The organism is Amycolatopsis sp. lyj-346 (genome assembly GCF_046548975.1).
In the GTDB taxonomy this organism is placed as follows: domain Bacteria; phylum Actinomycetota; class Actinomycetes; order Mycobacteriales; family Pseudonocardiaceae; genus Amycolatopsis.
Genome location: NZ_JAJPWT010000011.1, coordinates 177,254 through 203,498 on the forward strand (window position 1 = coordinate 177,254; position 26,245 = coordinate 203,498).

The 26,245-nt window shown below is 69.0% G+C and carries 32 protein-coding genes and 1 tRNA gene; 11 read left to right on the plus strand and 22 right to left on the minus strand.

What is annotated here, in order from left to right:
• Window positions 1-51 precede the first annotated feature (51 nt).
• Entirely contained in the window at window positions 52-1,689 is a 1,638-nt protein-coding gene (locus ACLJQE_RS29160; protein WP_410642646.1) for an ABC-F family ATP-binding cassette domain-containing protein, read from the minus strand.
• A gap of 146 nt (window positions 1,690-1,835) precedes the next feature.
• Between ACLJQE_RS29160 and ACLJQE_RS29165 the strand changes: the two genes are divergently transcribed.
• The 4 genes from ACLJQE_RS29165 to ACLJQE_RS29180 all read left to right on the plus strand — a co-directional run bounded on the left by ACLJQE_RS29165 (window position 1,836) and on the right by ACLJQE_RS29180 (window position 5,074).
• Window positions 1,836-2,747 carry a PaaX family transcriptional regulator C-terminal domain-containing protein gene (locus ACLJQE_RS29165; RefSeq protein WP_410642648.1) on the plus strand — a complete coding sequence of 304 codons (912 nt, stop codon included), beginning with the start codon at window positions 1,836-1,838 and terminating at the stop codon, window positions 2,745-2,747.
• 2 nt (window positions 2,748-2,749) lie between these two features.
• On the plus strand, window positions 2,750-3,529 hold the full coding sequence (locus tag ACLJQE_RS29170; protein WP_410642650.1) for an enoyl-CoA hydratase/isomerase family protein: 780 nt from the start codon (window positions 2,750-2,752) through the stop codon (window positions 3,527-3,529).
• A gap of 189 nt (window positions 3,530-3,718) precedes the next feature.
• Window positions 3,719-4,882, plus strand: coding sequence for an alginate lyase family protein (locus tag ACLJQE_RS29175; protein WP_410642652.1), 1,164 nt, complete (start codon window positions 3,719-3,721; stop codon window positions 4,880-4,882).
• Window positions 4,883-5,000: 118 nt separating this feature from the next.
• Window positions 5,001-5,074, plus strand: a tRNA-Pro gene (locus tag ACLJQE_RS29180).
• Between the two features lie 117 nt (window positions 5,075-5,191).
• Here ACLJQE_RS29180 and ACLJQE_RS29185 read toward each other — a convergent pair.
• From ACLJQE_RS29185 to ACLJQE_RS29260, 16 genes are all read right to left on the minus strand, one after another.
• Window positions 5,192-6,397, minus strand: a complete 1,206-nt coding sequence (locus ACLJQE_RS29185; RefSeq protein ID WP_410642654.1) for a tyrosine-type recombinase/integrase — start codon at window positions 6,395-6,397, stop codon at window positions 5,192-5,194.
• Window positions 6,397-6,573, minus strand: coding sequence for a helix-turn-helix transcriptional regulator (locus ACLJQE_RS29190; RefSeq protein WP_410642656.1), 177 nt, complete (start codon window positions 6,571-6,573; stop codon window positions 6,397-6,399). The genes ACLJQE_RS29185 and ACLJQE_RS29190 overlap by 1 nt, the downstream gene beginning before the upstream one ends.
• Window positions 6,566-7,915, minus strand: coding sequence for a replication initiator (locus ACLJQE_RS29195; protein ID WP_410642658.1), 1,350 nt, complete (start codon window positions 7,913-7,915; stop codon window positions 6,566-6,568). The genes ACLJQE_RS29190 and ACLJQE_RS29195 overlap by 8 nt, the downstream gene beginning before the upstream one ends.
• 101 nt (window positions 7,916-8,016) lie before the next feature.
• Window positions 8,017-8,235 carry a hypothetical protein gene (locus ACLJQE_RS29200; protein ID WP_410642660.1) on the minus strand — a complete coding sequence of 73 codons (219 nt, stop codon included), beginning with the start codon at window positions 8,233-8,235 and terminating at the stop codon, window positions 8,017-8,019.
• 19 nt (window positions 8,236-8,254) lie between these two features.
• On the minus strand, window positions 8,255-8,923 hold the full coding sequence (locus ACLJQE_RS29205; RefSeq protein WP_410642662.1) for a DUF2637 domain-containing protein: 669 nt from the start codon (window positions 8,921-8,923) through the stop codon (window positions 8,255-8,257).
• 17 nt (window positions 8,924-8,940) lie between these two features.
• Window positions 8,941-9,354 (minus strand): hypothetical protein, encoded by a 414-nt coding sequence (locus ACLJQE_RS29210; protein ID WP_410642663.1) that lies wholly within the window; start codon window positions 9,352-9,354, stop codon window positions 8,941-8,943.
• Window positions 9,351-9,572 carry a hypothetical protein gene (locus tag ACLJQE_RS29215; protein ID WP_410642665.1) on the minus strand — a complete coding sequence of 74 codons (222 nt, stop codon included), beginning with the start codon at window positions 9,570-9,572 and terminating at the stop codon, window positions 9,351-9,353. The genes ACLJQE_RS29210 and ACLJQE_RS29215 overlap by 4 nt, the downstream gene beginning before the upstream one ends.
• A gap of 2 nt (window positions 9,573-9,574) precedes the next feature.
• A complete protein-coding gene (locus ACLJQE_RS29220; RefSeq protein WP_410642667.1) occupies window positions 9,575-9,925 on the minus strand; it encodes a hypothetical protein in 351 nt (116 codons plus the stop codon).
• A complete protein-coding gene (locus tag ACLJQE_RS29225) occupies window positions 9,922-10,290 on the minus strand; it encodes a hypothetical protein (RefSeq protein ID WP_410642669.1) in 369 nt (122 codons plus the stop codon). The genes ACLJQE_RS29220 and ACLJQE_RS29225 overlap by 4 nt, the downstream gene beginning before the upstream one ends.
• Complete coding sequence (locus ACLJQE_RS29230; protein ID WP_410642671.1) at window positions 10,290-11,657, minus strand: FtsK/SpoIIIE domain-containing protein; 1,368 nt, start codon at window positions 11,655-11,657, stop codon at window positions 10,290-10,292. The genes ACLJQE_RS29225 and ACLJQE_RS29230 overlap by 1 nt, the downstream gene beginning before the upstream one ends.
• Window positions 11,658-11,756: 99 nt before the next feature.
• Window positions 11,757-11,939, minus strand: coding sequence for a hypothetical protein (locus ACLJQE_RS29235; RefSeq protein ID WP_410642672.1), 183 nt, complete (start codon window positions 11,937-11,939; stop codon window positions 11,757-11,759).
• A 1-nt stretch (window position 11,940) separates the two neighbouring features.
• The gene (locus ACLJQE_RS29240) at window positions 11,941-12,204 is read right to left on the minus strand and encodes a hypothetical protein (protein WP_410642673.1); all 264 of its coding nucleotides are present in this window, start codon (window positions 12,202-12,204) and stop codon (window positions 11,941-11,943) included.
• A gap of 1 nt (window position 12,205) precedes the next feature.
• Window positions 12,206-12,379, minus strand: a complete 174-nt coding sequence (locus tag ACLJQE_RS29245) for a hypothetical protein (RefSeq protein WP_410642674.1) — start codon at window positions 12,377-12,379, stop codon at window positions 12,206-12,208.
• A gap of 6 nt (window positions 12,380-12,385) precedes the next feature.
• Complete coding sequence (locus ACLJQE_RS29250) at window positions 12,386-12,553, minus strand: hypothetical protein (protein ID WP_410642675.1); 168 nt, start codon at window positions 12,551-12,553, stop codon at window positions 12,386-12,388.
• Window position 12,554: 1 nt separating this feature from the next.
• On the minus strand, window positions 12,555-12,719 hold the full coding sequence (locus tag ACLJQE_RS29255) for a hypothetical protein (RefSeq protein WP_410642676.1): 165 nt from the start codon (window positions 12,717-12,719) through the stop codon (window positions 12,555-12,557).
• Between the two features lie 557 nt (window positions 12,720-13,276).
• Window positions 13,277-13,654 carry a hypothetical protein gene (locus ACLJQE_RS29260; RefSeq protein WP_410642677.1) on the minus strand — a complete coding sequence of 126 codons (378 nt, stop codon included), beginning with the start codon at window positions 13,652-13,654 and terminating at the stop codon, window positions 13,277-13,279.
• Window positions 13,655-13,794: 140 nt separating this feature from the next.
• Here ACLJQE_RS29260 and ACLJQE_RS29265 point away from each other — a divergent pair, with 140 nt between their 5' ends.
• Complete coding sequence (locus ACLJQE_RS29265; RefSeq protein WP_410642679.1) at window positions 13,795-14,559, plus strand: GntR family transcriptional regulator; 765 nt, start codon at window positions 13,795-13,797, stop codon at window positions 14,557-14,559.
• Window positions 14,560-14,575: 16 nt separating this feature from the next.
• A complete protein-coding gene (locus ACLJQE_RS29270; RefSeq protein ID WP_410642680.1) occupies window positions 14,576-15,241 on the plus strand; it encodes a YdcF family protein in 666 nt (221 codons plus the stop codon).
• 832 nt (window positions 15,242-16,073) lie between these two features.
• Here the strand turns inward: ACLJQE_RS29270 and ACLJQE_RS29275 are convergent.
• Genes ACLJQE_RS29275 through ACLJQE_RS29290 form a run of 4 tightly spaced genes read right to left on the minus strand, consistent with a single transcriptional unit; the run spans window position 16,074 to window position 19,846 of the window.
• Complete coding sequence (locus tag ACLJQE_RS29275; RefSeq protein ID WP_410642681.1) at window positions 16,074-16,727, minus strand: hypothetical protein; 654 nt, start codon at window positions 16,725-16,727, stop codon at window positions 16,074-16,076.
• A gap of 36 nt (window positions 16,728-16,763) precedes the next feature.
• On the minus strand, window positions 16,764-18,203 hold the full coding sequence (locus ACLJQE_RS29280; protein WP_410642682.1) for an alpha/beta hydrolase: 1,440 nt from the start codon (window positions 18,201-18,203) through the stop codon (window positions 16,764-16,766).
• Between the two features lie 26 nt (window positions 18,204-18,229).
• Complete coding sequence (locus ACLJQE_RS29285; RefSeq protein WP_410642683.1) at window positions 18,230-18,949, minus strand: ABC transporter permease; 720 nt, start codon at window positions 18,947-18,949, stop codon at window positions 18,230-18,232.
• Between the two features lie 12 nt (window positions 18,950-18,961).
• A complete protein-coding gene (locus ACLJQE_RS29290; RefSeq protein ID WP_410642684.1) occupies window positions 18,962-19,846 on the minus strand; it encodes an ABC transporter ATP-binding protein in 885 nt (294 codons plus the stop codon).
• A 157-nt stretch (window positions 19,847-20,003) separates the two neighbouring features.
• Between ACLJQE_RS29290 and ACLJQE_RS29295 the strand changes: the two genes are divergently transcribed.
• A complete protein-coding gene (locus ACLJQE_RS29295; protein WP_410642685.1) occupies window positions 20,004-21,125 on the plus strand; it encodes a sensor histidine kinase in 1,122 nt (373 codons plus the stop codon).
• Complete coding sequence (locus tag ACLJQE_RS29300) at window positions 21,122-21,724, plus strand: response regulator (RefSeq protein WP_410642686.1); 603 nt, start codon at window positions 21,122-21,124, stop codon at window positions 21,722-21,724. The genes ACLJQE_RS29295 and ACLJQE_RS29300 overlap by 4 nt, the downstream gene beginning before the upstream one ends.
• 141 nt (window positions 21,725-21,865) lie before the next feature.
• Here the strand turns inward: ACLJQE_RS29300 and ACLJQE_RS29305 are convergent, their stop codons facing one another.
• Window positions 21,866-22,909: a LacI family DNA-binding transcriptional regulator gene (locus ACLJQE_RS29305; protein WP_410642687.1), complete on the minus strand. Its 1,044-nt coding sequence runs from the start codon at window positions 22,907-22,909 to the stop codon at window positions 21,866-21,868.
• 177 nt (window positions 22,910-23,086) lie between these two features.
• Here ACLJQE_RS29305 and ACLJQE_RS29310 point away from each other — a divergent pair, with 177 nt between their 5' ends.
• The 3 genes from ACLJQE_RS29310 to ACLJQE_RS29320 are packed head-to-tail and all read left to right on the plus strand — an operon-like array spanning window position 23,087 to window position 26,240.
• On the plus strand, window positions 23,087-24,385 hold the full coding sequence (locus ACLJQE_RS29310) for an ABC transporter substrate-binding protein (RefSeq protein WP_410642688.1): 1,299 nt from the start codon (window positions 23,087-23,089) through the stop codon (window positions 24,383-24,385).
• A 33-nt stretch (window positions 24,386-24,418) separates the two neighbouring features.
• On the plus strand, window positions 24,419-25,363 hold the full coding sequence (locus tag ACLJQE_RS29315) for a carbohydrate ABC transporter permease (protein ID WP_410642689.1): 945 nt from the start codon (window positions 24,419-24,421) through the stop codon (window positions 25,361-25,363).
• Window positions 25,347-26,240 carry a carbohydrate ABC transporter permease gene (locus ACLJQE_RS29320; protein ID WP_410642690.1) on the plus strand — a complete coding sequence of 298 codons (894 nt, stop codon included), beginning with the start codon at window positions 25,347-25,349 and terminating at the stop codon, window positions 26,238-26,240. The genes ACLJQE_RS29315 and ACLJQE_RS29320 overlap by 17 nt, the downstream gene beginning before the upstream one ends.
• Window positions 26,241-26,245: the final 5 nt, after the last annotated feature.

Sequence of the window (26,245 nt, forward strand, 5' to 3'; positions counted from 1 at the left end):
TCTGCATCCAGCCGATCCTCGCGGCAACCGAAAACCGGGAATCACCGCAGATCACAGCTCGCCGACCTTGCCCTCGTCGACCACCAGCCGGCGCGTCACCTGCACGGCGTCGAGCATCCGGCGGTCGTGCGTCACCAGCAGCAGCGTCCCCGGGTAGGTCTCCAGCGCCGCCTCGAGCTGCTCGATCGCCGGCAGGTCCAAGTGGTTGGTCGGCTCGTCCAGCACCAGCAGGTTCACCCCGCGCGCCTGCAGCAACGCCAGCGCCGCCCGCGTGCGCTCCCCCGGCGAGAGCGTCGCCGCCGAGCGCAGGACGTGGGCGGCCTTCAGGCCGTACTTCGCCAGCAGCGTGCGCACCTCGGCGTCGGCGAGCTCCGGCACCTCTGCCGCGAACGCCGAAGCGAGCGGGACGTCGCCCAGGAACAGCCGCCGTGCCTGGTCGACCTCGCCGACCACGACGCCCGGCCCCAGTGCCGCGGCGCCCGACTCCAACGCAACCCGGCCCAGCAGCGCCGCCAGGAGGGTCGACTTGCCCGACCCGTTCGCGCCCGTGATGGCGACCTTGTCCGCCCAGTCGATCTGCAGGTCGACCGGCCCGAGCGTGAACCCGCCGCGCCGGACCACCGCGCCGCGCAGGGTGGCGACCACCGCGCCCGCCCGCGGGGCCGCGGCGATCTCCATCCGCAGCTCCCACTCCTTGCGCGGCTCCTCGACGACGTCCAGCCGCTCGATCATCCGGTCGGTCTGCCGCGCCTTCGACGCCTGCTTCTCGGTCGCTTCGGTGCGGAACTTGCGAGCCGCCTTGTCGTTGTCGGGCTGCTTCCGGCGGGCGTTCTTGACGCCCTTCTCCATCCACGCCCGCTGCATCCGCCCCCGCGCCTCCAGGGAAGCCTTCGTGTCGGCGTACTCGTCGTACTCCTCGCGCGCGTGCCGCCGGGCGACTTCGCGTTCCTCGAGGTACGCCTCGTACCCGCCGCCGTAGACGTTCACCTGCTGCTGGACCAGGTCCAGCTCGACGACCCGGTCCACCGTCCTGGCCAGGAACTCCCGGTCGTGGCTGACCAGCACGGTCGCCGCGCGCAGGCCGGACACGAACCGCTCCAGCCGGGCCAGGCCGTCCAGGTCGAGGTCGTTCGTCGGCTCGTCGAGCAGGAAGACGTCGTAGCGGCTCAGCAGCAGCGAAGCGAGCCCCGCGCGTGCCGCCTGGCCGCCCGACAGCGACGTCATCGGCTGGTCCAGGTCCACGGCGAGGCCGAGGTCGGCGGCCACTTCGGCGGCTCGTTCGTCGAGGTCGGCGCCGCCGAGGTCGAGCCAGCGGTCGAGCGCCGCGGCGTACCGGTCGTCCGAGCCCGCCACGCCCGCGGTGAGGGCTTCGGTCGCGTCGTCGAGGTCGGCCTGGGCCGCCGAGACGCCGGTGCGCCGCGCCAGGAAGGCCCGCACCGATTCGCCTTCGCGCCGTTCCGGTTCCTGGGGCAGGTGCCCGACGGTCGCGGCCGGCGGGTTCAGCCGGACCTCGCCGCTGTCCGGCTTCGCGAGCCCGGCGAGGGTCCGCAGGAGGGTGGATTTGCCGGCGCCGTTGACCCCGACCAGGCCGACGACGTCCCCGGGTGCGACGACGAGATCGAGGCCGGAGAAGAGGGTGCGGTCACCGTGGCCCGCGGCCAGGTCCTTCGCGACGAGAGTTGCGCTCATGAGGCAACCGAGTCTACGACCTCGTCGCGAACGGTCAGATCAAGGTCAAAACCACCGGGTGTGTGTGTCCCGTGGCGCTTTGATCACTCAGTGTGGGTACCCTGTTCGGTTGTCAGTCCCGCAGCGCAGTGAGGTCGGTGAACAGCATGGGCGAGCCCGCTCCCCCGGTCACCCTCGGCCGCAGGCCGAAGCCGAGGGAAAGCCGCCTGTCCGCGCCCCGGCCCACGGTGAGCCGGCGCCGCGAGGTCAGTCACGCCAGCGCGCGGTCGCTGCTGATGACCGTCCTCGGCGAGTACGCGCTGCCGCGGGACAAGCCGGTCTGGACGTCGATGCTCGTCGAGGTGCTGGGCATCCTCGACATCGAGGAGAAGTCGGCGCGGCAGGCACTGGCCCGCTCCGCCGCCGAAGGCTGGGTGGTCTCCGAGCGCGTCGGGCGCCGCGTGCGCTGGTCGCTGACCCCGCCGGGGCGCCGCCTGCTGACCGAGGGCGCCGACCGGATCTACGCGTTCGGCCGCGAGGAACGCTGCTGGAACGGGCAGTGGCTGATGCTGATCGTCTCCGTCCCCGAGGCCAAGCGCGACCTGCGGCACCGGCTGCGCACGCGGCTGACCTGGGCGGGCTTCGGCTCGCCGGTCGCCGGCGTGTGGGTCAGCCCCGACCTGTCCCGGCAGCGGGAGGCCCAGCAGATCGTCAACGAGCTCGGCCTCGACGCGCAGGCGATGTCCTTCACCGCCGCGTACGGCGAGGTCGGCGAGCAGGAGTCCATGGTCGCCCGGTCCTGGGACCTGACCGACCTGAAAGACCGCTACGAGGACTTCATCGACCGCTTCACCGGCCTGCACCCGACCGGCGGCCGCGCGGTGCTGCGGGCGCAGACCGAGCTGGTCCACGAGTGGCGGCGGTTCCCGTTCCTCGACCCGCAGTTGCCCGCCGAGCTCCTTCCGGCGAAGTGGAGCGGCACGAAAGCGGCGGAACTGTTCCATCACAAACACGTCGACTGGCGCCCGGAGGCCCAGCAGTATTGGGACGACATCGTCGAAGCCGAAGAAGCAGGGTGAACATGACTGAGCAGGTCCGCCTCGATCGTGACGGCGGGCTCGCCGTCCTGACCGTCGACGCTCCGCCGCTGAACCTTTACACGGCTTCGCTGCAGTCCGCGCTCGCCTCGGCGATCGGCGAGCTGGAGGCCGAACCCGCGCGGGCGCTGCTGGTCCGCGCCGAAGGCAAGATCGTCAGCGGCGGCGTGGACGTCTCGCTGTTCGACGCCCAGGGTTCGCCCGCCGAGGCCAAGGTGCTCTTCGACGAGATGCTCGCCGTGCCGGACCGGATCGCGGCCCTGCCGTTCCCGACGGTGTTCGCCGCGCACGGCCTGTGCCTGACCTGGGCGTTCGAGGTCGCCGTGGCCTGTGACGTCATCCTCGCCGCCGAGCGCGCCAAGTTCGGCCTGGTCGAGAAGGTCGTCGGCTTGACGCCGACCATGGGCGGCACCCAGCGGCTCGCCGCGCGGGCCGGCGTCGGGCGCGCCAAGGAGTTCGTGATGACCGGCGACACCTACGACGCCGCGACGCTGGAGCGCTGGAACGTCGTCAACCGCGTCCTGCCGGACGAAGGCTTCGACGACGCGGCACGAGCGTTCACGCGGCGGCTGGCCGAGGGGCCGACCCGCGCCCACGCGGCGACCAAGCGCGTCCTCGACCACTTCTCCGCCGGCGGCGTCCCCGAAGCCAACGCGCACATCACGACGATCGCGGCCGGGCTCTTCGAGACCGAGGACCTCCGCAACGCCGTGAAGTCGTTCCTCGCCGACGGTCCGGGGAAGGCGACCTTCTCCGGACGTTGACCGTCCGTCCGGAGACCGGTTGCCGCCGGCGCCGGGGCTCGGGCCGAGGTTCCGTTCAGCCCGCTGAACAGTCCCGTTCAGCGGGCTGACACTTTCTTTGGGGCACAAAGAAAAGCTTGACCGGCGATGGTCTGGACCATGACACTGAGCCGGCGCGCGCCCCCAGACACCGTCGTCTCGAGGAGAGCCATGTCCCGCTTCCGCAAGGTCCTCGCGCTGATCCCCCTGCTGCTGGGATTGCTCGCCACCCCGGCCCCGGCGGCCCCGGCGGCGTTCACCCACCCGGGTGTACTGGTGAGCCGCCCGCAGCTGGACTTCGTCAAGGCCAAGGTGAAGGCCGGCGCCCAGCCGTGGAAAGCCGCGTACGACCAGGCATCCGCCAGTCCGTACGCATCCCTTTCGCGGACGCCGAAACCACGCGCGGTGGTCGAATGCGGCCCCTATTCGAACCCGAACTACGGCTGCACGGACGAGCGCGAAGACGCCATAGCGGCGTACACGGACGCACTGATCTGGTACATCACGGGCGACGCGCGTTACGCGCAGAAGGCGATCGCGCTGATGGACGCGTGGTCGGCGGTGCTCACGAGCCACACGAACAGCAACGCCCCGCTGCAGACGGGCTGGGCGGGCTCGTCCTGGCCGCGCGCGGCGGAGATCATCAAGTACACGTATTCGAGCTGGCCGAACGCGGGCCGGTTCGCGACGATGCTGCGCAACGTCTACCTGAACAGGGTGATCAACGGCGCCAACAGCAACGGCGACTGGGAACTGTCCATGATGGAGGCCGCGGTCGGCATCTCGGTGTTCCTGGAGGACAAGACGAGCTACGACAAGGCTGTCACCCGCTACCGCAACCGCGTCGCGGCCTACGTGTACCTGACTTCGGACGGCGCTCTCCCGAAGACGGTCCCCGGCAGCGGCCTCGACACCCGCGCGGAAATCGTCGGCTACTGGCAGGGCCAGTCGACGTTCGTGGACGGCCTGACCCAGGAAACCTGCCGCGACTTCACCCACACGGGCTACGGCATCGCGGCGATCGCGGACGTGGCGGAGACGCTCCGCATCCAGGGCGAGGACGTGTACGGAACGGACGTCGGCGCGCGCCTGCGCCAGGCATTGGGCTTCCAGTCGAAGTACCAGCTGGGCGCGACGGTGCCGTCGTGGCTGTGTTCGGGCCACCTCAACCTCGGCCTCGGCCCGGTGACGGAGGTGGGCTTCAACGCACTCAACACGCGCATGGGCATCGCGATGACGAACACGCAGACGTTGACCGAGCGCCAGCGCCCGGCGGGCTCGAACAACCTGTTCGTGGCGTGGCAGACGCTGACCCACGCTAGCAACCCGGCATGATCGAGGGACCCGGTCCTCTTGGCGTGTTTTCGCAGGTCAGGAGGACCGGGGACCCTGCTTGCGGAGACGTTCGAAGGGCACGCTAGAGTACTTCTCACGCACTCGGGAAGTGCGGGTCCGGGCTGTGGCGCAGTTTGGTAGCGCACTTGACTGGGGGTCAAGGGGTCGCAGGTTCGAATCCTGTCAGCCCGACGGACAGGCCACGTCTACGCAGGTAGACGTGGCCTTTTTCATGCCCAGGGTCCGCCCAAACGCCGGATGCCCCGGCCCATGCAACATATGTGCAACACGGGTCCCGGGGCATCCAGGTCAGGCCGCCATGCTCGCCAGGGCTTCGGTCCGGCGCAGGTCGACGACGTCCGCGACCTCGTCCAGTCGGTCAGGCCACAGGTGACCGTAGATGTTGAGCGTCATCGCGGCGTCGGCGTGCCCGAGCATGAGCTGAACGACCTTCACGTCTGCGCCGGCCGCGATGGCGAGGGAGGCTGCCGTGTGGCGGAGCTTATGTGGCGTGAGGCCGGGCACCTTCAGCCCGGACGCCTTGAGCGCTGCGTTGAACTCTCGCACCCGCCAGTTGTTCGCCCGCAGCGACTGGCCACGCGCGGTCGTGAACACGAGCTCGTCATCCGCCCGGCCGGCGACCAGCGGGCGAAGTTCCGGCACTAGCGACGCCGGAAACGCGACGGTCCGTTTCTTTCCTGTCTTCGGCAGACCTTCGTGCTGCACTCCCCCGACCTCGTAGAAGGTCGTTGCGACTCGGATGCGGCGGGTGTCCAGGTCGACCCGGCCCACCCGGAGCGCGGCTGCCTCGCCCCAGCGGAGCCCTGTGTATGCGAGCAGCAGGATCAAGGCCTTGTTCACGGCCGCGCCCGCTGTCGGGCGGTTGTACTTCGTGCGCAGGGTCCCTGCCGCGTCCGCTAGCCGCTCGATCTGCGGGCACTTCAGGTAGACGTGCTCCGCTTCCGGTGGGATCGGGAGCTTGACGCCACGTGCCGGGTTCGTGAGCAGTCGTGTCGGGACGCACCACTCCATCACCATGGCCAACACTCGGTAGGCGTGCCGGGTCTGCGACGCACCGAGCCCCGAGCCCCCATCCTCTTTGGACCGAATCAACTTAGCCACCCACACCGCGACATCTTCGTGGTCTACTGCGCTCAAACTCTTGTCTCCCCACGCGGGTAAGACGTGATTGTCGAGTAGCGCACGGTACTTCCACCAGGTGGACGGCTTCAGGTCGTGCCGGGCGGACAGCCACTTCTCGGCCATTTCGGACACGTTTACTTTGGACAGTGCGGGGTCTCGGTATGTCCCGGCTGCGAGCGATTCGGCCAGCTTGTCCCGGCGAGCTTCCGCTTTGTTCTTATTCGCTGCGACTTCGGACCGCAGTTTCCCGGACTGGTCGTAGTACTGAACCATCCAGCGGCCAGGCGGCTTGCGTCCGGCGGCTTTGGCCTTCCTGACCCTCTCGGCAAAGTCCTCCGTAGTGGCTCGGTCGTAGACCCATGCGCGCGCCATCAGGTGGTCACCTGCCCGTCGATCCAGGCGTCGACGTCGGCGCGCCGGTAGCGGACGTACTTGCCGACCCGGAACCCCGTCGGGCCCTTGTCCGTCTTGCGCCACTGGTAGAGCGTATTGACGGGGACTTGGAGGTAGGAGGATAGGTCTTCGATGCTGAGGAGACGGTCATTCATGGCGGTTTTCCTTGCTGTACTTGTGTTTGCGGTCGTCTCGGATGCGTTCGGCGATGCCGGCGGCGAGTTCGCGTTCGGCGTCGTCGCGGTAGCCGGCGCCGTCGAAGCGCCAGTCGTTGACCACGGCGATCGAGTCGGCCCGGTCGTCGAGGCCGAGGCGTTCGAACGTCTCCGCCAGGCGGAAGGCCCGGCGGTCCCCGCGAATGGCCTTGAAGGTGGTCGAGTAGGCCAGCGACTTGGTGAGGAAGTGGCCGCGGAAGGCGAGCATGTGCGCCCATCGCCGGAGCTTCAGGTCCTCATACGCGGGCAGGTCTCCGAGGTCCCAGGCGGTTTGGATGATGCGGCGGTGGTGCGCGGTGACCTTCAGGTGGTCGATGTCGAGCTGGGAGCGGATCGGCCGGTCAGCGGCTTCGCTCTTGCCGGTGCCTTTCGTGGCGTACTTCGCGATGTAGGCGGCGAGCCGTGCTTCGGAGATCTGGCCGTTCTCGTCTTCCAGCTCTGCCGATCCGGCGGGCTCGATCCGGCGGACGTCGACCTGGGTGCCCCAGGTGAGCGGCAGCTCGGTGCCGTCCGGGTAGGCGGCGCGCACGAGCACGGCCCCAGCAGCGGCGTAGACGGCGTCCTCGAGCAAGTCCGGGTGCGCCCACCCGGGAGCGGGCGAGACCGCGCCGTCGGGGCCGTCGAGCCGGACGACGGCATGGAAGTGCACGAGGCCGCGCCGCTGATATTCGGCAACCTTGCCGTAGGAGAGCCGGGCCTGTTCGGCGAACTCGCGGGCCTTGAGCCCGGCGCGGCGGGCGATCTCCCGGCGCAGCCGCATCGTGAACCGCTGCCACAGCACGCCGGCATGGGCCTGCCAGAGCACCGACCCGACGTAGTCGTAACTCTCGGGGTTCAGCGGCGAGCCGAGGCGGGTGTCGTCATCGTGGTGGTACTCCCCGCAGCCACACGGCCGCCGCTTCCCGTTCCGGGTGATGTGCGCGGTGTGGACCGGGCCGAAGGACGGCGCAGTGAGGGTGACGAACGCGCGGGGCCGGTCGGAGACGGTCTCGGGGATGCCCTTGTGACCGCCGATCAGTCCGGCGCGGATGAGGTGGAAGGCGTCGGCGGCGTAGCGGTCGGAGCAGGCCGGGCAGACCCCGGAGCGGCGGTTGCCGCAGGGAGCGAAGATGTCGCCGCCGTGGTGGTGCAGCACGTGACCGGTGGCAGCGTCCTGGAGCTGGTGGGCGCCGGAGAGCCGGATCGGGCGGGCGCAGCCGTTGACGGCGCGGACCTTGTTGCGCCAGTCCTGGTAGTCGCGGGCCTGGACGCGGGCGGCAAGGCGGTCGTCCAACGTCAGCATGACGGAGCCTTTCAGTCGGGCGGGCATGAAAGCGGCGCGGGAGCCGGGCCGGGGGGTTGGTGGCCGGGCTCCCGCGCCGTGGCGGAAGGGATCGCGAAAGGCTATTTGCCGAGGTACAAGTCCTCGGCGGCGTCAGCCACTCGCCGCATCTCCGCTGCCTCCTCTTCGTGGATGCGGGCCATCTGGCTCGCCACAGCGGACATACGGCGCAGGGCATCGCGGTTGCGGCCGCCGTTCTCGTCGATCACCGACCCGTTGGCGGCGTCGAACTCCTCCTGTAGGCGGGTGAGCTTGTCCAGGTTGGACGTCGGTTTCTTCATGCTGAGCGCCTCCCGTTTGTCAGGTGGTGAGGTCGTGCAGGATTTGGGCGGCCATCGGTTCGGGGACGCGGACGACGCGACGGATCTCCTCGATGGTCAGCTCCCGCCCTTCGCTGCGGGCGACCTCAGCGGCAGTGTGGATCCGGCTCGTCAGTTCGGCCGGGAGCTTGAGGCGAGGTCGGGCCGGTTCGACGGCAGCCGGTGGCCGGGCGGGTTCGGTCGTGATGTCGGTGCGGGCGGCGGTCACGGTGACCGGCTCCGGATCCGGACCTGCCTCCGGGAGCTCTGGAGCCGGGGCGCGGCGCATGAGCAGCTTCACCACGACCAGGAACCCGAGAGCGGGCATCGCGGCGACGAGCCATCCGGCCGGCGTGGGTTCGGCGAGCGCGACCTGTGCGGCCATCTGCACCCCGAACCCGGCCACCAGCACGGCCACCGGGAACGTGAGCTTGCGGGTGCCTCCGGCGCGGTGATCGCGTTGGATCTCGAACCCGGCGACGAGGACGATGCCCTCGATCACCACCGCGTCGGCCCAGGCGATCCAGCCGACCTGTCCGTGGTGGACAGCCCAGTCGTGGGTGTGGGTGAACCCGGCCGCCGCGCCGATCGTGCCGAGGACCACGGCGACCAGAGTGCGGATGGTGTCCACCAGTCGACGGGTCCGGTTAGTACTGTCCGCAGTGGACATGTCAGCCTCCTTTCGGTCTAGAACGGGGTGAGGTTGGACCAGCGCTGGAGCATGTCCCGGCCGCGTCGGGTGAGGCGTAGCGGGAGGACGGGTTTGCGGACAACGCCGTGCAAGCACGAGATGGTCTCGCGGGCCGGGCCGCGCTCCACGTAGCCAACCGACATCAAGTGCATGACGATGTCCTCTTCTCCGGCGGCGCGGCAGTGTCCGTCGCCGTCGAGGACCATGACGCGGTCGGTGTCGTCCAGGAGCCCGAACTTGCCCTCGCGGACGTCGGCGAGCACGTCCTTGGCCACCAGCGGGTTAGCGGGCGAGCCAGTCGCCTTGCGACGTCCCCGGGCGGGCGGACAGGCGCGGCCGGCGGTCGGTTCGGGCGCCGGGGCCGGAAGGTCGAACAGGCCGGGCTGTCCCGAATCGGTGCGGCGCGTCATCGGATGCGCCCCCGTCCGAGGTCCCCCAGCTCGCGGTTGCGGAACTCCGAGACAGCGAGCGCCATCCCGAGGCCGACGCAGCCGATCACCGCGGCCACGATCCAGAACAGCACCGACCAGCCCTGCGCGAGGTAGATCAGCCAGAGCACGAGCGCGGCCGGGCCGCCGTACTTGGTGAACAGCCACGCCCGCCACACCACGAAACCGAGAATCCACATGACTATTCCTCTCTAGACGGTCGGTGGTTCGGGCAGAACACGAGCTGTTCGGAGGTGCAGCACCAGCCCGGTTCGTGCGTCAGGTACAGCACCAGGTCCGGCCAGTCGATGAAACACATCCGGTCCTCGTTGGAGAACTCGCCGCACACGACGCAGCGGGCGTAGTAGGCGACCTGATACTCCCCGATGAGGACCACGTCGCCCGGCTCCCGCAGCACACTTGCCCAGATGCTGGCGTCCTCGCGGGAGGAGTACAGGCGATCACTCAGCCGCTCCAACCCCTTGTTGGTCACCTTGTCAACGGCGAAGTGCGGGGCGTGGACCACGGCCGGGTAGTTGACCTCTGCCATCACGCCACCACCTCTCCGGACGGCTGATGGCGGGGACAGAAGACATTCGGGTACTCAGTGACCCAGGTCGGGCACCAGGTGCGGAGCGTCTCCTGCAGGGTGTCCCAGTACTCGAACAAGTCCGGCTTGTCCCCAGGTAACTCGGCGCACACCCCGCAGCGCGCGAGGTACACCTCGTCCAGCGACGCGATATGGGGCTCGTACAGTTCGATCCCACGTTCAGCGAACTGTTCCACCGCAACCCGCATCTCCCACACCGCGCGGGACCTGTCGCGGTGAATCCGGCCGCTGAGGGGACGAGGATAGGGCCCCACGGCGACGTAGTAGTGCCGCTGGTGAAGTAGGGCCGGGTAGTTGATCGTCATCATCACGCCACCACCGACAGCCCCGGCATCGGCCGGCCGGAACGGATGAAGGCGATCAGTTCGTCGATCTCACGGTCGTCGACGTAGGCGGCCCGGACGCGCTGCGGGACGCGGGTGCGCTGCCGGATGACGTAGCCGATGCCGGCGGTGTCCGGGACGTTCGGGATCTCGTCGGCGAGTGCGCCGCGCAGCCGGGCGCCGTCTCCGAGGACCATGTCCACATGCGACTGTGCGGTCACCCGCAAGCACACCCGAGTCGGGAACAGTTCCCGGACCGGAACGGTGTCCTTGCTCGGTTCCTGCACCAACGCGGTCATGAAATGTCCCGTGGCGCGGCCCTGTGAGCCGACGATGGCAAGCAGTTTTCGCAGGTTGCGGGCAATGGTGCCGTCGCCGTAGGCCAGCAGTGCGCCGATCTCGTCGATGATCAGCAGGTTCAGGGGGGTTTCGCGGGAGACCTCGATCTTGCGGCGGCCGGTGCGGGCGAAGTCCTGCTGTACGGCGCGCAGGTCTTCGATGTACTCGTCGACCAGCGCAGCGCAGGTCTCTTCCGTGTCGGCGTAGCGGTAGGCGGCGTTTGCGTCCCCGAACTTGCGGAACTCCAGTTGCTTGGGGTCGCAGATCCACAGCCGGACCAGCCCGTCCCGGATCATCGGAGCCAACGCGCGAAGCTCGGAGAAAACGATCGAGTTCTTGCCGGCGCCGGTCGCTCCCGCGATGAACAGGTGCGACCGGAGCCCGAGCCGCCAGTCGGTGCCGTACTCGGTCTCGCCGACGTAGATGTCGTCGATGTCGACCGCGTCGGCCTCTTCGGGCATTTCCGGGGCCGGGATGGTGTCGGTGAACGGCTCCGTGCGTTCGATGATCAGAGCGACGTAGCCGGGCTTCGGGTGCTCGAACGCGATGCGCTGCACCTTCAGCGTGTCGGCGAGCCGTTCGAGGTTGTCCTCGATGGAACGGCGGCCCTGTCCGCGCGCCAGGGCCAGGGTGACCACGTCGACCGACGGGGAGTAGGAGCGCAGCTGGGTGATGCGCGGGAACAGGTCTTCGCCGGTTTTGCGGTCGGTGACGTACATGTCGCAGGCCCGAAGCGCGCGGGTGAAGCGCGGCCCGAGGTACACCGACCAGCGGCGGCGCCAGGCCCGAAGTCGCGGGGCGGCGTAGTGGTCGAAGGTGTCCGGGTGCGCCCGGTACCAGCATGTCAACGCGCCGACCGTGCCGCCGGCGATACCGCCCGTGGCGCTCCAGCCCAGGTGTACACCGGAGCCGAGGACGGTCGCCGGTGCGAGGGTGGCGCCGGGGTGGCGGGCGAGCCACTTCAGCGCCTTGACTTCGGTCCCGATCTTGCGGGACGACTTGGGGGTGTTCATGGTTTGGTGGTCCTCTCGAACAGCACAAGACCGGCCCCGCATCCCGTAATGGGAGGTAGCGGGGCCGGTCTCGTGCGAAACGGTTCATGTGTGGTTGGGTCAGAGTTTGATGGCGGTGCGGGCGTCGGTCAGCTCGGTGGTGAGCGTGCCCATCGCGCGGGCCATGCGGTCGTGTGTGGCCTTGAACCCGTTCTTGTGTAGCGGCATCCCGCGCATCGAGTCCTTGAGCTGGGTCAGCGTGGAGCCGAGGTCGTCGACGACTCGGTCGACCTGGTGTGCCATGTCAGAACCTCCAGTCCCGCGAGACCAGCTCGGCCTCGTGCTTCTTGCCGAGGATGCGCAGGCGGTCCAGTTCGTCGAACGCCTTGGTCCGCAGGGCCTTGAGTTCGTCCTGGGTGGCGATGGTCCACGATCCGGCCATCGCGTCTTCGTCGTAGCGGTCGATCAGCTTGTCGACCTCGACGAGGACTTCGGCGACCTGGTCCATGTTGTTCACGAACGTGGCGTAACGCTCCTGCGCACGCCGATTGAGTACCGCGATCTGCATGTCAGCTCCACCTCTCCGGGTTGTGCTCCAGCGACCACGCCAGACCGGACAGGTCGCCGATCAGCCCGCGGATCGACCGACCGGCCTGCACCTTCGCCTCTTCCGGCGCGTCAGTCGCCCGGAACTTCTCGAACGCGACGGTTACCGCGTTCGTGATCTCGTGGATCTCCTGCATTGCGCTCTACCCTTCGCGTGTCGTGGCGACCAGCTCGGCCGCCGAAGTGAGGTCTGCTGCCAGGAAGCGCACCGCGTTCCCGACCGCGACCTTGATCTCCCGATCCGGGCTGGTGGCCACGAACGCGCGGTACGCCTCGTTCACCGCCGCGACGATCGCCAGAATCTCCGGCATGTCAGTCTCCGTTCCGGATCACGTGCTGCGCGTGCTTCAGGCCCTCACAGAAGCCCGCCTGCCAGCCCAGGTCTTCGGTCTGCTCCGCCAACGCGGTAGCCCGTTCCCGTTCCAGCCGCGCGGCGAGCATCCGGATCACCACGCCGACCTTCACCGGGCGGCTCACCGGCCGGCCCGCCATGCCAGCGTCAGCCCCGAGACCAGCGCGAGAACCCCGAACACCGGGGAAGCCACGATCAGCAGCCCCACCAGCACGAGCCACACCAGGTACGTAAACACCGCTTTTCTCCTCCTCACATCTGCCACTGGGCGCCGCACACGGTGCACGTGGCAATCCGTGTCGGCGATAGCCAGAAACTCGCGGAACACACGTGGTCAGCCATCGCTAGCCCCGCTTCGGGCCGTGCGGGTCATACGACGACAACCCACCCCGAACCGCGTTCATCCCACCCATTCGCCTCTCCTCTCCACTCGCAAACTCCGTGGTAGAACCCCAGGACTCCCGGACGGCTTGCCCGGCCGGGAATCGAGGCGCGCCACCACAAACAGCGCGGATTTAGGCATGGATCGGCCCACTCTGTAATTGTCAAAGAACAGAAAGTGCCCTCGCCCGACTCGAAAACGGGCCGCCAACCTATTTGGGAAGGGCTCCAGGGTGGTGATAACGCCACGGCCGGGGAGGTAGCCGCGCGAACCGGTCACCCACCGGTCATGAAACCGAGATCAGGCGGCGCGCTGCGAAGCACCCGACCCGGCAGGCTTGAGTCCCAGCGCCTTGAACCACAGACCCGAGCCGGTGATCCGGTTGTCCTCGCCCGTCGTCTGCCACGTGTTCAACACCGGGTCGATCAACTCCACATAGGTGCCCTCCTCGAACCCCTCCCCCGGGTCTGCCGCGAGCGTCACCTTGATCTCCTCGCCCTTGCCCGGCCGGCGTCCCTCCACCTGACGCGGCTTCGCGAACAGCATCACCACGAACGCCGGGTTGCCCTCGCGGTCCGTCGCGGGCTGAAGCTCCCCCTTGACCTCGCGCATCTTCATCGTGGGGGCCTCCGTGACCATGAACCGGTAGCCCGAGCTGACGAACGGGATGTCCTGCATGCCGCCTCCTAGGTCGTCGTTAGAACTATCTCTATTAGACTCCGGTGGTCGCCGGTTGTCAATAGAACTATCTCTATTGGACCGCGAGGACGGTAGACTGCAGGTAGAGATAGGGTTATCGCCCATCGAGAGGAGGCGGCTTGACGATCGGCTACCGCGACCTGGCCTCGCTGCTCAGGGACGCCATCAAGGCAGGCGACTACCCGCCGGACAGCACGCTTCCCAAGCAAGATGACCTCGCCGACCAGTACGACATCAACGTCAACACGGTGCGCAAGGCCATTAGCGTTCTCGAATCTGAAGGACTCGTGACGTCTGTCCGCCGGCGCGGCACGGTGGTCCGAGCTCGGCCACCCATGAAGCGCCTGGGGGTCGAGCGCTACGCGAAGAGCAAGTGGAAGTTCGGACTCGTGGCGTTCGCCGCCGACCGCGAAGCTTCAGGACAAGCCTGGAACCGCAACGACCAGACCAACCAGGTGCGCAAAGTCGATGCGGACGCGGACGTCGCGAGTGCGTTGGGCATCGAACCCGGGAGTCCCGTGTACGAGCGCGCGCGACTGGTCAAACAGGACGGGCACCCGACTCACACGCTCACCAGCTACTACCGTCTCGAGCACGTCGAGGGCACGCCGATCGTGGACCCCAAGCCGGGGACTGCAACCCCTGGTGGCGGCTTCGCGGTGCTCACGCTGAAGGGACTGGAGCCCGACAGCATGACCGAGACCTTTCACTCCCGGATGCCGACGCCCGAGGAGATCGACGAGCTGGAGCTGCCCGCTGGCGAGCCGGTGATGATCCTCGAACGTACGACGCGAACGGCAGACGGCACCCCGGTCGAGTTCGCACGCGGCGTTCACGCGGCGTCCCGGTTCGCCTGGTCCTACACATTCGAAATCCCCGAGTAGTCCCGAGGAGACACCCGTGACGACGACGGTAATTCCTGACGAGCTTCGCGAAGACGTCGAGACACTGTGGAACTTCCACCGCATCGACGACCCGTTACGCCCGGTCGACGTCGCCATCGGACTCGGAAGTCATGACCCGAGCGTCGCGGTCTACGCGGCCGAGCTCTACCACGAACACCTCTTCCCACTGATCGCGTTCACCGGTGCCAACGCTCCGACAACCGTCAACCGGTTCCCCCGGGGCGAGGCCGTCCACTACCGCGAGATCGCCATGGACAAGGGCGTCCCGGACTCCGCCATCCTCGTCGAACCGAAGGCCACGAACACAGCCGAGAACTTCGAGTTGACGCGGGACCTACTCCGCAGGCGTGCCATCGACGTCGCTAGCGCCTTGATCCTCAGTCGGCCGTATCAGCAGCGCAGGGCCTACACGACGGCGAAGAAGCTGTGGCCGGAGGTCGACTTCCTCTGCTCCGCGATCCAGCAGTCCCTAGCCGACTACGTCGAGAGCATCGGTGACCCCAAGCGGGTGATTGACATGCTCGTCGGCGACACCCAACGGCTGACCGTGTACGCCCAGGCCGGGTACGCCATCCCACAGGAGATCCCTGCCGGTGTCGAAGCCGCCTACAACCGCCTGATCGCCGCGGGCTACGACAGCCGTCTCATCCCAACGACTTAGGCCACGCCGTCCACGTCGGACCGTGTGTTCAGAGTTTCTTTTCTTGTTCAAGGCGGCCCCTCCGGGGCCGCGCCGCTATCGGCCGGCACGCGCGGGGCCCGCCTCCGGCACCCACGCGACCGGCCGGCGGCCGCACCGGAGACCGCAGCTCAAGAAGAAGAACATCACCGCACGAGTGGCCGGTCTCCACGATGGCCGACGGAGACTGCCAGTCGCGTCCGCAGACAGCAGTGGTCCCGTCCGTGCTCCCCCCTTCCCGCTCGCCACAGGCTCAAACACGCATCCGGCCCCGTCAAGGCTGAAATGTACCTGCGGGCCTTGACGGGGCCGGATACGAGCTCGGGCGGCTTAGGATCGGGAAGGCGGAGGACTGGCAGGCTGATCACTGGCTCCTTGACGCGGGAGCGATCGGGCTGTGCCAAGTCGACAAGATGCCGAAGGCCACCCACTTGCAAGCGGAGATGCTCCCGGCGCGTGCAACATATGTGCAACATGGCACCACCCAGCGACAACAAACGACCACGATCAACAACAGCATTGTTCCTTACACAGCAACGGATCTACGCATGATCGGCAGGTCAGCGGATCGGAGCGTAAGGTCAAGGGGTCGCAGGTTCGAATCCTGTCAGCCCGACGGACAAGCCACGTTCACGCAGGTGAACGTGGCTTTTTTCATGCCCGAGGCACCTCCGGACGCGACTCGGCCCCGAGGCTGCCCACATACCCCGGGGCCGATTGTCACGCCGCCACGCTCGCGAATACCTGAGTACGCCGGGCGTCGAGTCGGCAACTGGGTCTGCCGGCGCGTCGCGGCGGCCGCGAGACTTCGGCCCTAGCCGATCGTGTCCAGGAAGGGGTTGTGCCGTAAGCGGAGTGCGCGTTCGACACTGGCCAGCACGGCGCCGATGCCGAGCAGGGAGTTGAGCCACGCCGGCAGGGAGACAGGCGAGACGAAGGCTCCGAAGCGGGCCGCGACGGGCGGCAGTTTGAAGGCGACCTCGATCAGCTGCGGGATGAGCAGGAGCACCGAGATCAGAAGCAGGACCACCGACGTGACACTGATCGCGCGGCTCAGCGCGGGGTGCCGGCGGGCGAGGTGCGCACGGCGCCCTTCGGCCGAGGTGTGCTCCGGAACCAGCGGACGCTCATCCCCCGCCGCCGTGACGTAGTGGCAGCGCTTCAGCCCGAACGGGGATTCTGCGACCTCGATCGTGCCGCCCGGGACGGGAAAGACGGCGGGGAGCTTGGCTGCGGCCTGATGACGGCCGTCGAGGTAGAGGTCGGCGGTGCCCTTGCCGTCGTTCGCCCAGAACCGCCGGCGATGAGGTACGTCGACGACGTACACCGCCTGATGCCCGTCGTCGCGGCCGAGGACGAGCGAGTACAGCGATCGCGAGAAAGGCTGCCACCAGCGGAACGGCTTCAGCTCCCGCCCGGTGCCGGGCTCCACCCGCTTCGCCGCGCGACGTCGGCGCCACTCGTGCATGGCAACTTCTCCCTCTCGTCTGCTTTCCGGCATTGCTCAGGAACCGTCGCCGGGCTGGGCCGCGCAGTGCACGTCGTTCGCGGGCCGCTCCCCGGTCACCAGGAAGTTCGTCACCGCCGTGTTGCCGCACTGGTTGGGCGCCAGGTACGCGCCGTGGCCGCCCTGGTCGACAGTCACCATCCTGGCGCGTTCGCCGAACGCCGAACGCAGCTTGCGGGCGTTCACCAACGGCGTTCCCGGGTCGCGATCGTTCTGCACCATCAGCACGTTCGCCGGGCCGTGGCCGGTGATCCGCACCGGCGGCTCCTTCGGGGGCGCCCAGTAGGCGCACGCCGAGATGTTCGCCGTGGCCGCGCCGAGCAGCGGGTAGCGGACGCGGTCGACCGCCACGTTCACCTGGTACGTCCCCACCGAACGCGGCCACGCCGAGTCTCCGCAGATGACCGCGAACCGGGACGCGAACAAGTTCTCGACCGAGCCCGTCTCGGCCGGTGGCTGCGGCGCGCGGCCGTGGTCGAGGGCCTGCCAGTCCTCCGCCAGGTGCGTCAGGTCCGGCGCGTACAGGCCGCTGAACGTCAAGCCGCGGAAGATCGAGCCCGTCACGTCCGCCACCGGGGCCCGGTCCAGGCGTGCCGCCAGCTCGTGGAACTTGGCCGTCACCTCGGCCGGCGTGCGGCCGAGGCCGTACTCCGGGTGCGCCGCGGCGAACTTCGCGAAGTCCGGGAAGCGGTCTTCCATGCCCCGTGCGAAGGCGCGCATCGCCGTGATGTCGTAGCCACCCGGGCCGAGATTGCTGTCCAGCACGATGCGGTCGCCGCGGTCCGGGAACATCGTCGTGTACACCGCGCCCAGATACGTGCCGTAGGAACCACCGAGGTAGGACACCGTGGATTCGCCGAGCGCCGCCCGGAGGCGGTCCATGTCCCGGGCGGTGTTCGCGGTGGTGACGTAGGGCAGCATCGGCCCCGTCGCGGCGTCCCGGCACTGCTGCGCCTCGGTTTTCGCCAGCTTCGCCTGCTTCACCACGTCAGCTGGGCCGTCGGCGTAGGGCAGGTTGCCGATCGCCAGCTGCGCGGGGGTGAGGTCGCACGTCACCGGCGTGCTGCGGCCGACGCCCCGCGGGTCGAACCCGATGAGGTCGTAGGCATCGAGCACGCTCTGCGGCAGCTTCAAGTACTTCAGCAGCTGCGGGTAGTCCAACCCGGTACCGCCGGGGCCACCCGGGTTGGTGAACAGCACGCCCCGCCGCTTCTCCGGGTGCTTGCTCGGCAGGCGCGACACGGCGACGTCGATCGTCCGGCCGCCCGGGTCACCGTAGTCCAGCGGCACCTTCATCGTCGTGCACTGCAGGTCCGGGACCGGGAAGGCGCCGGCCGGGCACGGTCCCCAGGCCGGGCCGGCCGCGGCGGACGCCGGGGACACGGCCGTCGCGCCGAGCACGGCGACCGCGGCGGTGAGCAGAGCTTTGCGCAGCATCGTGGTTCCTTTCATCCGGCCGCGCCTCAACGGCGCGGCTCCCAGCGGAAGAGCCGCGTGGCCAGCGCGACCGCGACGACGACCCAGGCCAGGGTGGGGCCGAACAGGACGAGCGAATCGGCGAGCGGGACACCGCCGTTCCAGGCGTTCAGCACCAGCTCGGTCGCCGAACCACCGGGCAGCAAGCGCTTGAGCAACGTCAGGTCGCCGGTGCCGGTGAGACCGACCCAGCCCGACACGGCGAGCACGCCGACGCTGACCGGCAGCGTCGTCACCTGCGCGTGCTCGGGCGAGTTCGTCAGGCCGGCCGTGGCCAGTCCCAGCGCGGCCATCATGGCCACGACGGACACCACCGCCGCGACCAGCAGCAGCGGATCCGCGGGGGTGCCGGCGACCGCGGCCAGCGCGCCGAGGATGACGGCGATCTGGACCACCGACAGCACGGTGATCGGCAGCAGCAGCCCGGCGAGGATGCCCGCGTCCCCCGCCGCGGTGGAACGCAGGCGCTTGAGGAACAGGTTCTGGCGGCGGGAGGCGAGCGTGGTCACCGTCGTGGTGTACAGGCCGATGCTCGCCACGAAGAACAGGGCGAGGGTGGCGATGTAGCCGAGACTGCCCCCATCGGCGAAGATGTCGCGCTTCGTGATGAAGAACGCGCTGAGCGCCGCCGGCAGTACCAGGGCGGTGACCAGCACCAGGCGGTTGCGGAAGATCTGGATCAGCTCGCCACGAGCGATCGTGAGCATGGAATTCCCTTCTCAGGAGTGTTCGATGGCGCGGAAGACGTCGTCGAGCCGTGTCGGCCCGGCCTGCAGGTCCTGCAGCTCGACGGCGTGGTTCTGGGCCCAGCCGAGCAGCGTGTGCAGGTCCTTCTGCAGCTCGAAGGTCTCGACGAGGAACTTGCCGTCCGCACCTGGTGAAGCCAGCAACGGCGGCGCCGGCGCGTGCGGCGGCAGACCGAAGTGGACGGTCGCCGGCAGGGTCCGGGTCAGCTCGGTGACGGTGCCCTCGCGGTGGAAGGCGCCCTGGTGCATCAGCCCGATGCGGTCGGCGCGCTGCTGGGCTTCCTCGAGGTAGTGGGTGGTGAGCACGATCGTCGCGCCGTCTTCGCGCAGCCGGTCCACCGCGTCCCACAATGCGTCGCGGGACTGGATGTCCAGGCCGGTGGTGGGCTCGTCGAGGAAGACCAGCTCGGGCGTGCCGTAGACGGCGGTGGCGAAGTCCAGCCGCCGCTTCTCACCGCCGGAGAGCCGGCCGACCTTTGTGCCGGCCTTGCGGGTGAGGTCGACGACGCCGAGCACGCGTCCGGCGTCGTCGGACCGTCCGGTGAGCCGCCCGACCAGGCTGACGGTCTCGCGCACCGTCAGGTCCGGGGAGAAGCCGCTTTCCTGCAGCATGATCCCCATCCGCGGGCGGACGGCGGCGCGGTCGCGGGGGTTCTTCCCGAACACCCGCACGGCACCCGAGGTCGGCGCGCGGTGACCTTCGACCGTTTCCAGGGTCGAGGTCTTCCCGGCGCCGTTGGTGCCGAGCAGGGCGTACAGCTCTCCGCGTTCCACTTGGAACGAAAGCTCCTTCACGGCGGTGAACTCGCCGTAGGTGAGGTTCAGGCGATCGACGTCGATGACCGGTGTCGTGGACATGCCCCGAATTCCAGCGCCGATCGCGGCCGGGCGGCAGTGCGCCCACGTCACCACCGCACCGTGACGTTCCTGCCCCGGAAGCATGACGTGGCGTCACTGGTGGGGCTCCCGGCCGGTGCGGCATGCTGGCGGGAGACCGCGCCGACCCCGGAGGACCATGACCGAGACCCGCCGGAGGTGGTCCGGCGGAGCCGTGCAGGACCGGCTGCGCCGGCTCAACCTCATCACGACGGTGCCGCCGCTGGCGTTCGTCGGCGTGTTGCTGCTGGCGATCAACGCCCGGTCCTGGTGGCACGCCGGCATCCAGGTGGTCGGGCTCGTCGCGGCGCTGGTGACGGCCGAACGCTGGACGGCGGGCGACTACCTCCGCGTCGCGCGGCCGAGCCTGGCCGTCACCGCGGTGGTCTGGCTGGCCGGGGCACTGACGAACGACACCGCCGCGTTCTTCGGCGTGTCCGTCGTCGGGTCGTTCCTCGTCCCGCCGCTGCGGCGTCACCGGCTCGCGGCCCTCTTCGGGCTCGCCGCGCTGGTCGCGGTCCTGGGCCTGACCAACGTGCTCGTGCACCCCGATCACACCGGGCCGCGGCTGCTGCAGTACGTCGCCGTCCCGGCGATCGCCGTGCTGATCTCGACCGGGTTCATGTTCGCCACCCAGCGGCTGTTCGACCTGGTCGCCGAGCTCGAGCAGTCGCGCGAGCGGGAGGCGGAACTGGCCGTCGCCCGCGAACGCGTCCGCTTCGCGAGCGACCTGCACGACATCCAGGGGCACACGCTGCACGTGGTGAAGCTGAAGGTGGCGCTCGCGGAGAAGCTCATGGACGCCGACCCCGCCCGCGCGCGGGAGGAGCTGCGGGAGGTGCACACGCTCGTCGGCGAGACGATCGTGCAGACCAAGGAGCTCGCCTACGCGCAACGGCGGCTCAACCTGTCCGCGGAACTGGAGAACGCGAAGAACCTGTTCGAGGCCGCGGGCATCCACGTGCGCCTCGACCGGGAAGCCGAACCGGACACCCGCGTCGGCGAGCTGCTCGGCCAGGTCCTGCGCGAGACGACGACGAACATCCTGCGCCACGCCGAGGCCCGGCACGTCCGGATCACGCTCGGCCGCACCGGGATGGCCATCGCCAACGACGGCGCGGCCGAGCCCGGCCCGCTCGGCGGGCTTTCGGCGCTGCGGCAACGGCTGGCGGAGGACGGAGGAGAGCTCGAGGTGTCGCACGCGGACGGCCGGTTCCGGACAGCGGTGGCGTTCCCGGAACTCGACGGGGCCGCTCGATGACGACCGTGGTGCTCGCCGACGACGAAGCCCTGCTGCGCAAAGCCCTGGCGGCGCTGCTGCCGCTCGAGGGCGAGATCACCGTGCTCGCCGAGGCCGAAGACGGCGAACAGGCGGTGGCCGCCACCCTGCGGCACCGGCCGGACGTGCTCGTGATCGACCTCGAAATGCCCACAGTGGACGGTCTCGGCGCGGTCGCCGAAATTCGGCGGGCGCGGCCGGAGCAGGTCATCCTCATGCTGACCCGGCACGCCCGCCCCGGCGTGCTGCGGAAGGCGCTGAAGCTGGGCGTCCAGGGGTTCGTCAGCAAGGCGGCGGAACCCGCGCACATCACCACGGTGATCCAGACCCTGCACGCGGGCAAGCGCTGGATCGACCCGGACGTCTCGGCACTCGCCGTCGTCGACGACTGCCCGCTGACCGAACGCGAGCTCGACGTCCTGCGCGCGACGCGGGAGGGGTATTCGGTGGCCGAGATCGCGGGCCGGCTGCACCTGGCCGAGGGCACGGTGCGCAACTACCTGTCCAACGCGATGCAGAAGACCCAGACCCGCACCCGCCACGAAGCGGCCCGCTACGCCCGCGAGCACGACTGGCTGTAACCACCTCGGCCGGCAGTTCCGTCCCACGAAGTTCGCTGGTTGTCCACCCTGGGGAACAACGGGTCGTTTCGCGTCGCGCCGCGGTGGAAACCGCGGACTCCTGGGGACCTGCGGGCAGCGTGAGCCGGCCGGGCCGCGTGCTCAGGCCGGTGCCGCGGGACCGGTGGAGTCGCGGACGTTGAGCGTCGTCGCCAGCTCGAGGTGACGGGAGGCGGGCCGGACGCCGGACGCCATGCCGAGGACCGTCTCGACGGCCATCCGGCCCATCCCGGCGAGCGGCTGGCCGACGGAGGTCAGCCGGGGCGTGGTCCACTGGGCCTGCGGGGTGTCGTCGAACCCGGTGACCGACAGCTCCGCCGGCACGGCGACGCGGAGTTCGCGGGCCGCGGCGAGCACGCCGACGGCGATTTCGTCGTTGCCCGCGACGATCGCGGTGGGCCGCTCGGCGAGCGCCAGCACGGCGCGGCCGTGCCGGAGTCCCGCTTCGACCGAAAACGTGTCGTGGCGGATCAGCGCGTGCTCCAGCGCGAGGCCCGCGGCGTGCAGGGCGGCCTGGTACCCGTGGAAGCGTTCCGCCGAGGGGGCCGACCCGGGTGGACCGCCGATCCAGCCGATCCGGCGGTGGCCCAGCCGGAGGACGTGTTCGGTCGCCGAGCGGCCGCCCGCCCAGTTGGTGGAGCCGATGCTCACGACCCGGGAGTCGGTCGTGTCGATCGGGTCGATGGTCACCACCGGCAGCTCCGCCTCTTCCGCGGCGAGGAGCACCGAGTCGGGCACGGCGACGGCGAGCGCGACCACCCCGGCGACGCCGGACGCCTGCAGCTCCGCGACCCACGCCCGGGCGGCGGTCCGGCTCGTCCCGGTCCAGTCCGGGGGCGGCAGGCGCAGCAGGAGCTCGGCCCGCGCGGCCGTCGCGGCGACGAGGATGCCTTGGAGCACCGTCCCGGCGTAGCGCGACTCGACGATGTCGAGCACGGTGACGAGTGTCCGCTCCCGCTGCAGGTCCCGCCGGGCCGTCGTCGGCTTGTAGCCGAGCTCGGCGATGGCCGAGAGGACGACGTCGCGCGTGCCCGCGCCCACGTCGCTGCGGCCGTTGAGGACCTTGGAGGCGGTCGCCGGGGAGACGCCGGCCAGCCGGGCGACATCCGCCAGGGTGGCCCGCTCGGACCGAGATCGCCCGCTCATCAGAACTCCATTTCTCGAAACTTTTTCGAACTGCGGGCCAGCGTACACACGGGCGTTCCCGGGGGCACCTGGAGGCTCGCAAACCCTTGACGCAGCCGGAAAGCGCCCAGTAGCTTCCCTCCAGCATCCGAAAAAGGTGCGAAACATTTTCGAGTCATCTCAAGGAGGAGGCGGCTCATGCGGGTCCCCACGAAAGCCAGGTTCCTGGCCGCGACGCTCGTGCCGATGCTCGTCCTCGGTGCCTGCTCGAGCGGCCCGGCGGACGGCGGCGGCGAAGGTCCGGTGAACCTCACGGTCTGGAGCTGGGACGACACCGTCGCGAAGACCGTGCCCGGGTTCGAGGCGGCGAACCCGGGCGTCAAGGTCAAGGTGGTCAACGCCGGCTCGTCGTTCGACGAGTACACCGCGCTCGACAACGCGATCCAGGCCGGTTCGGGGGTGCCCGACCTCGCGATGTTCGAGTACTTCGCGATCCCCTACTTCGCCATTCCGGGCAAGCTCGAAGACCTCGGGGGCCTCGGCGCCGAAAACCTCAAGAAGGACTACGTCGAGGCCGCGTGGAACGACGTCACGGTCGAAGGCAAGGTCTTCGCGCTGCCTTCCGACTACGGTCCCTCGGTCCTGTTCTACAACCAGGCCACCTTCGAAAAGGCCGGTGTGCCCCGGCCCCCGGCCACGTGGGACGAGTACTACGAGGCCGCCAAGAAGGTCCGCGCGCTCGGCGGCGACCACTACATCGCCCAGGACACCGGGGACCTCTTCCTCCTGCTCTCGCTCATCTGGCAGGCCGGGGGGCGCCCGTTCCGGGTGGACGGGACCAAGGTGCACATCGACTTCACCCAGCCCGCCACGACCAAAGCCGTCGCGTTCTGGCAGAAGCTGCTCGACGAACGCCTGCTCAACACCAAGGTCACGGCGTGGTCCGACGACTGGAACCGCACGCTCAACGACGGGAGCCTCGCCACGCAGACCATGGGCGGCTGGCTGACCTCGTCACTGCCGCAGCGGGCGCCCGAGGCGGCCGGTGACTTCAAGGTCGCGCTGATGCCGCAGTGGCAACCGGGCGAGAAGGTCGGCGCCGAGAACGGCGGAAGCGGTTTCGGGATTCCGGCCGCGTCCGGGAACAAGCAGGCGGCGTTCAAGTTCCTCGAGTACTTCACGCACGGCGGCGGTCTCGCGCCCCGCGTCGACGCCGGCGCCTTCGTGCCGAACACCGCGGTGCTGGCCTCGGAAACCCCGGGCAAGGTCGACCAGTACTTCGGCGGCCAGAAGGTCGGCCCGGTGCTGGCCGAAGCCTCGAAGATCGTCGCGACCGGCTGGCAGTACCCGCCGTTCTTCGAGTGGGCCCGGTCGGTCTACACCGACCTCGTCGCGCCGCTCTACACCACGGGCCGGGGCTCACTGGCCGGAATCCTCGACGAGTGGAAGAAACGCATGGTCGCCTACGGCAACGAGCAGGGTTTCCAGGTGGACTGACGGCTTCGACGGACCGAAAGGAGCGCCGCGGTCATGGTGCAGGCAAGCCGGACCGGTGCCGCCGTGCTGCCGCCGGACGCGACCCGAAACCGCGTACCGGACCGGAAACGCGGCAAGAAGCAGATCGGGTTGGTGTTCATCGCGCCCTTCGCGCTGTTGTTCACCCTCGTGTACGTCATCCCGGTCATCTATGCCGCTTTCCTCAGTCTCTTCCAGCGGAAGCTGGTCGGCGGCACCCGGTTCACCGGATTCGCCAACTACACCAAGCTGTTCCGGGACGCGCAGTTCTGGGACAGCGTGGGGCGGGTGCTGGCGTTCACGCTCGTCCAGGTGCCGCTCATGCTCATCTTCGCCATGGCGCTGGCGCTGGCCCTGGACTCCCGGCGGTTGCACGGTTCGCGGTTCCTGCGGGTGTCGATCTTCCTCCCGTACGCGGTGCCGGCGGTCGTGTCCACGCTGATGTGGGGATTCCTGCTGGGCGTCAAGTACGGCCTCTTCGGCAGCCTCAACAGAGCGCTGGGCACGGACGTCGACCCCTTCACGCCGGGCACCACGCTCATCTCCATCGGGGTGATGGTCACCTGGGCGTTCACCGGCTTCAACATGCTGATCTTCCACGCGGTGCTCAAGGCCGTCCCGCGCGAGCTGTACGAGGCCGCCGCACTGGACGGGGCGAACGAGTTCCAGGTGGTGTGGCGGATCAAGCTGCCCGCGCTGCGCCAGTCCCTGGTCATCGCGATCGTCTTCTCGATCATCGGCACGTTCCAGATCTTCAGCGAACCGCAGATCCTGCCGTCCATGGTGGCCAACAGCGGCATCACCACCCACTACACCCCCAACCTCTACGCGTACAACCTGGCGTTCACCGGATCCCAGCAGGGCTACGCGGCCGCGCTCGCGCTCGTCATGGCCGCGCTCACGATCGCGGTCGCCTACGTCGTCCAGATCAGAGGACTGAGGAATGCCTTCGACAACTAGCCCGGCGACCCGGCGGCTGTCCACCGTCGAGAACCCCAAGAAGAGCGTGACCCTGACCGCCGTGACCGGGCTGTTCGCCCTGTACAGCCTGCTCCCGCTGGTGTGGCTGATCGTCAACGCGACGAAGTCCCAGGCCGACTTCGTCTCCTCGTTCGGGCTCGCGCCCGGCCGCGGGTTCGCCCTGTGGGACAACATCAGCGAGGTTTTCCGCTACCAGGACGGCATTTTCGTCCGCTGGCTGCTCAACACCGTGCTCTACGTCGTGGCCGGCGCGGTCGTCTCGACCTTCCTGGCGGCCCTCGGCGGGTACGCGCTGGCGAAACTGCACTTCCGCGGCAAGCGCCTGCTCCTGTTCGTCATCCTGGGCTCGATCGCGGTGCCCGGCATCGCCCTGGCGATCCCGCAGTTCCTGCTGTTCGCGCGGCTCGGCCTCACCAACACCCCGTGGGCCGTGCTGGTCCCGAGTTTCGTGAACCCGTTCGGGTTGTACCTGATGTGGGTGTTCACCGCGGAAGCCGTACCGAAGGACCTGCTCGAAGCCGCGAAGGTCGACGGCGCCGGGGAGTTCCGGACGTTCCTGCGGATCGCGCTGCCGTTGCTCGCCCCGGCGAGCGTCACGGTTCTGCTGTTTTCGTTCGTGTCCATCTGGAACAACTACTTCCTGCCCTTGATCATGCTGAAGGATCCCGACTGGTACCCGCTGACCATCGGGCTCAACGAGTGGAACAAGCTCGGCTCGACGGCCGGGAACGGCGCGCTCATCCAGAACCTCGTGATCACGGCCGCGTTGCTGACGATCATCCCGCTGATCATCGCCTTCCTGAGCCTGCAGCGGTATTGGCAGTCGGGCGTGGCGCTCGGCGCGGTCAAGGGCTAGCACGT

Coding starts and splice junctions, on each gene's coding strand:
- ACLJQE_RS29185 (WP_410642654.1), bottom strand. CDS start 6,397: ATGGCGCGCGCATGGGTCTACGACCGAGCCACTACGGAGGACTTTGCC.
- ACLJQE_RS29175 (WP_410642652.1), top strand. CDS start 3,719: ATGTCCCGCTTCCGCAAGGTCCTCGCGCTGATCCCCCTGCTGCTGGGA.
- ACLJQE_RS29190 (WP_410642656.1), bottom strand. CDS start 6,573: ATGAATGACCGTCTCCTCAGCATCGAAGACCTATCCTCCTACCTCCAA.
- ACLJQE_RS29280 (WP_410642682.1), bottom strand. CDS start 18,203: ATGCTGCGCAAAGCTCTGCTCACCGCCGCGGTCGCCGTGCTCGGCGCG.
- ACLJQE_RS29225 (WP_410642669.1), bottom strand. CDS start 10,290: ATGATGACGATCAACTACCCGGCCCTACTTCACCAGCGGCACTACTAC.
- ACLJQE_RS29160 (WP_410642646.1), bottom strand. CDS start 1,689: ATGAGCGCAACTCTCGTCGCGAAGGACCTGGCCGCGGGCCACGGTGAC.
- ACLJQE_RS29170 (WP_410642650.1), top strand. CDS start 2,750: ATGACTGAGCAGGTCCGCCTCGATCGTGACGGCGGGCTCGCCGTCCTG.
- ACLJQE_RS29215 (WP_410642665.1), bottom strand. CDS start 9,572: ATGTGGATTCTCGGTTTCGTGGTGTGGCGGGCGTGGCTGTTCACCAAG.
- ACLJQE_RS29305 (WP_410642687.1), bottom strand. CDS start 22,909: ATGAGCGGGCGATCTCGGTCCGAGCGGGCCACCCTGGCGGATGTCGCC.
- ACLJQE_RS29205 (WP_410642662.1), bottom strand. CDS start 8,923: ATGTCCACTGCGGACAGTACTAACCGGACCCGTCGACTGGTGGACACC.
- ACLJQE_RS29275 (WP_410642681.1), bottom strand. CDS start 16,727: ATGCACGAGTGGCGCCGACGTCGCGCGGCGAAGCGGGTGGAGCCCGGC.
- ACLJQE_RS29260 (WP_410642677.1), bottom strand. CDS start 13,654: ATGCAGGACATCCCGTTCGTCAGCTCGGGCTACCGGTTCATGGTCACG.
- ACLJQE_RS29230 (WP_410642671.1), bottom strand. CDS start 11,657: ATGAACACCCCCAAGTCGTCCCGCAAGATCGGGACCGAAGTCAAGGCG.
- ACLJQE_RS29315 (WP_410642689.1), top strand. CDS start 24,419: ATGGTGCAGGCAAGCCGGACCGGTGCCGCCGTGCTGCCGCCGGACGCG.
- ACLJQE_RS29310 (WP_410642688.1), top strand. CDS start 23,087: ATGCGGGTCCCCACGAAAGCCAGGTTCCTGGCCGCGACGCTCGTGCCG.
- ACLJQE_RS29210 (WP_410642663.1), bottom strand. CDS start 9,354: ATGACGCGCCGCACCGATTCGGGACAGCCCGGCCTGTTCGACCTTCCG.
- ACLJQE_RS29195 (WP_410642658.1), bottom strand. CDS start 7,915: ATGCTGACGTTGGACGACCGCCTTGCCGCCCGCGTCCAGGCCCGCGAC.
- ACLJQE_RS29320 (WP_410642690.1), top strand. CDS start 25,347: ATGCCTTCGACAACTAGCCCGGCGACCCGGCGGCTGTCCACCGTCGAG.
- ACLJQE_RS29165 (WP_410642648.1), top strand. CDS start 1,836: ATGGGCGAGCCCGCTCCCCCGGTCACCCTCGGCCGCAGGCCGAAGCCG.
- ACLJQE_RS29235 (WP_410642672.1), bottom strand. CDS start 11,939: ATGGCACACCAGGTCGACCGAGTCGTCGACGACCTCGGCTCCACGCTG.
- ACLJQE_RS29295 (WP_410642685.1), top strand. CDS start 20,004: ATGACCGAGACCCGCCGGAGGTGGTCCGGCGGAGCCGTGCAGGACCGG.
- ACLJQE_RS29200 (WP_410642660.1), bottom strand. CDS start 8,235: ATGAAGAAACCGACGTCCAACCTGGACAAGCTCACCCGCCTACAGGAG.
- ACLJQE_RS29290 (WP_410642684.1), bottom strand. CDS start 19,846: ATGTCCACGACACCGGTCATCGACGTCGATCGCCTGAACCTCACCTAC.
- ACLJQE_RS29240 (WP_410642673.1), bottom strand. CDS start 12,204: ATGCAGATCGCGGTACTCAATCGGCGTGCGCAGGAGCGTTACGCCACG.
- ACLJQE_RS29285 (WP_410642683.1), bottom strand. CDS start 18,949: ATGCTCACGATCGCTCGTGGCGAGCTGATCCAGATCTTCCGCAACCGC.
- ACLJQE_RS29250 (WP_410642675.1), bottom strand. CDS start 12,553: ATGCCGGAGATTCTGGCGATCGTCGCGGCGGTGAACGAGGCGTACCGC.
- ACLJQE_RS29300 (WP_410642686.1), top strand. CDS start 21,122: ATGACGACCGTGGTGCTCGCCGACGACGAAGCCCTGCTGCGCAAAGCC.
- ACLJQE_RS29245 (WP_410642674.1), bottom strand. CDS start 12,379: ATGCAGGAGATCCACGAGATCACGAACGCGGTAACCGTCGCGTTCGAG.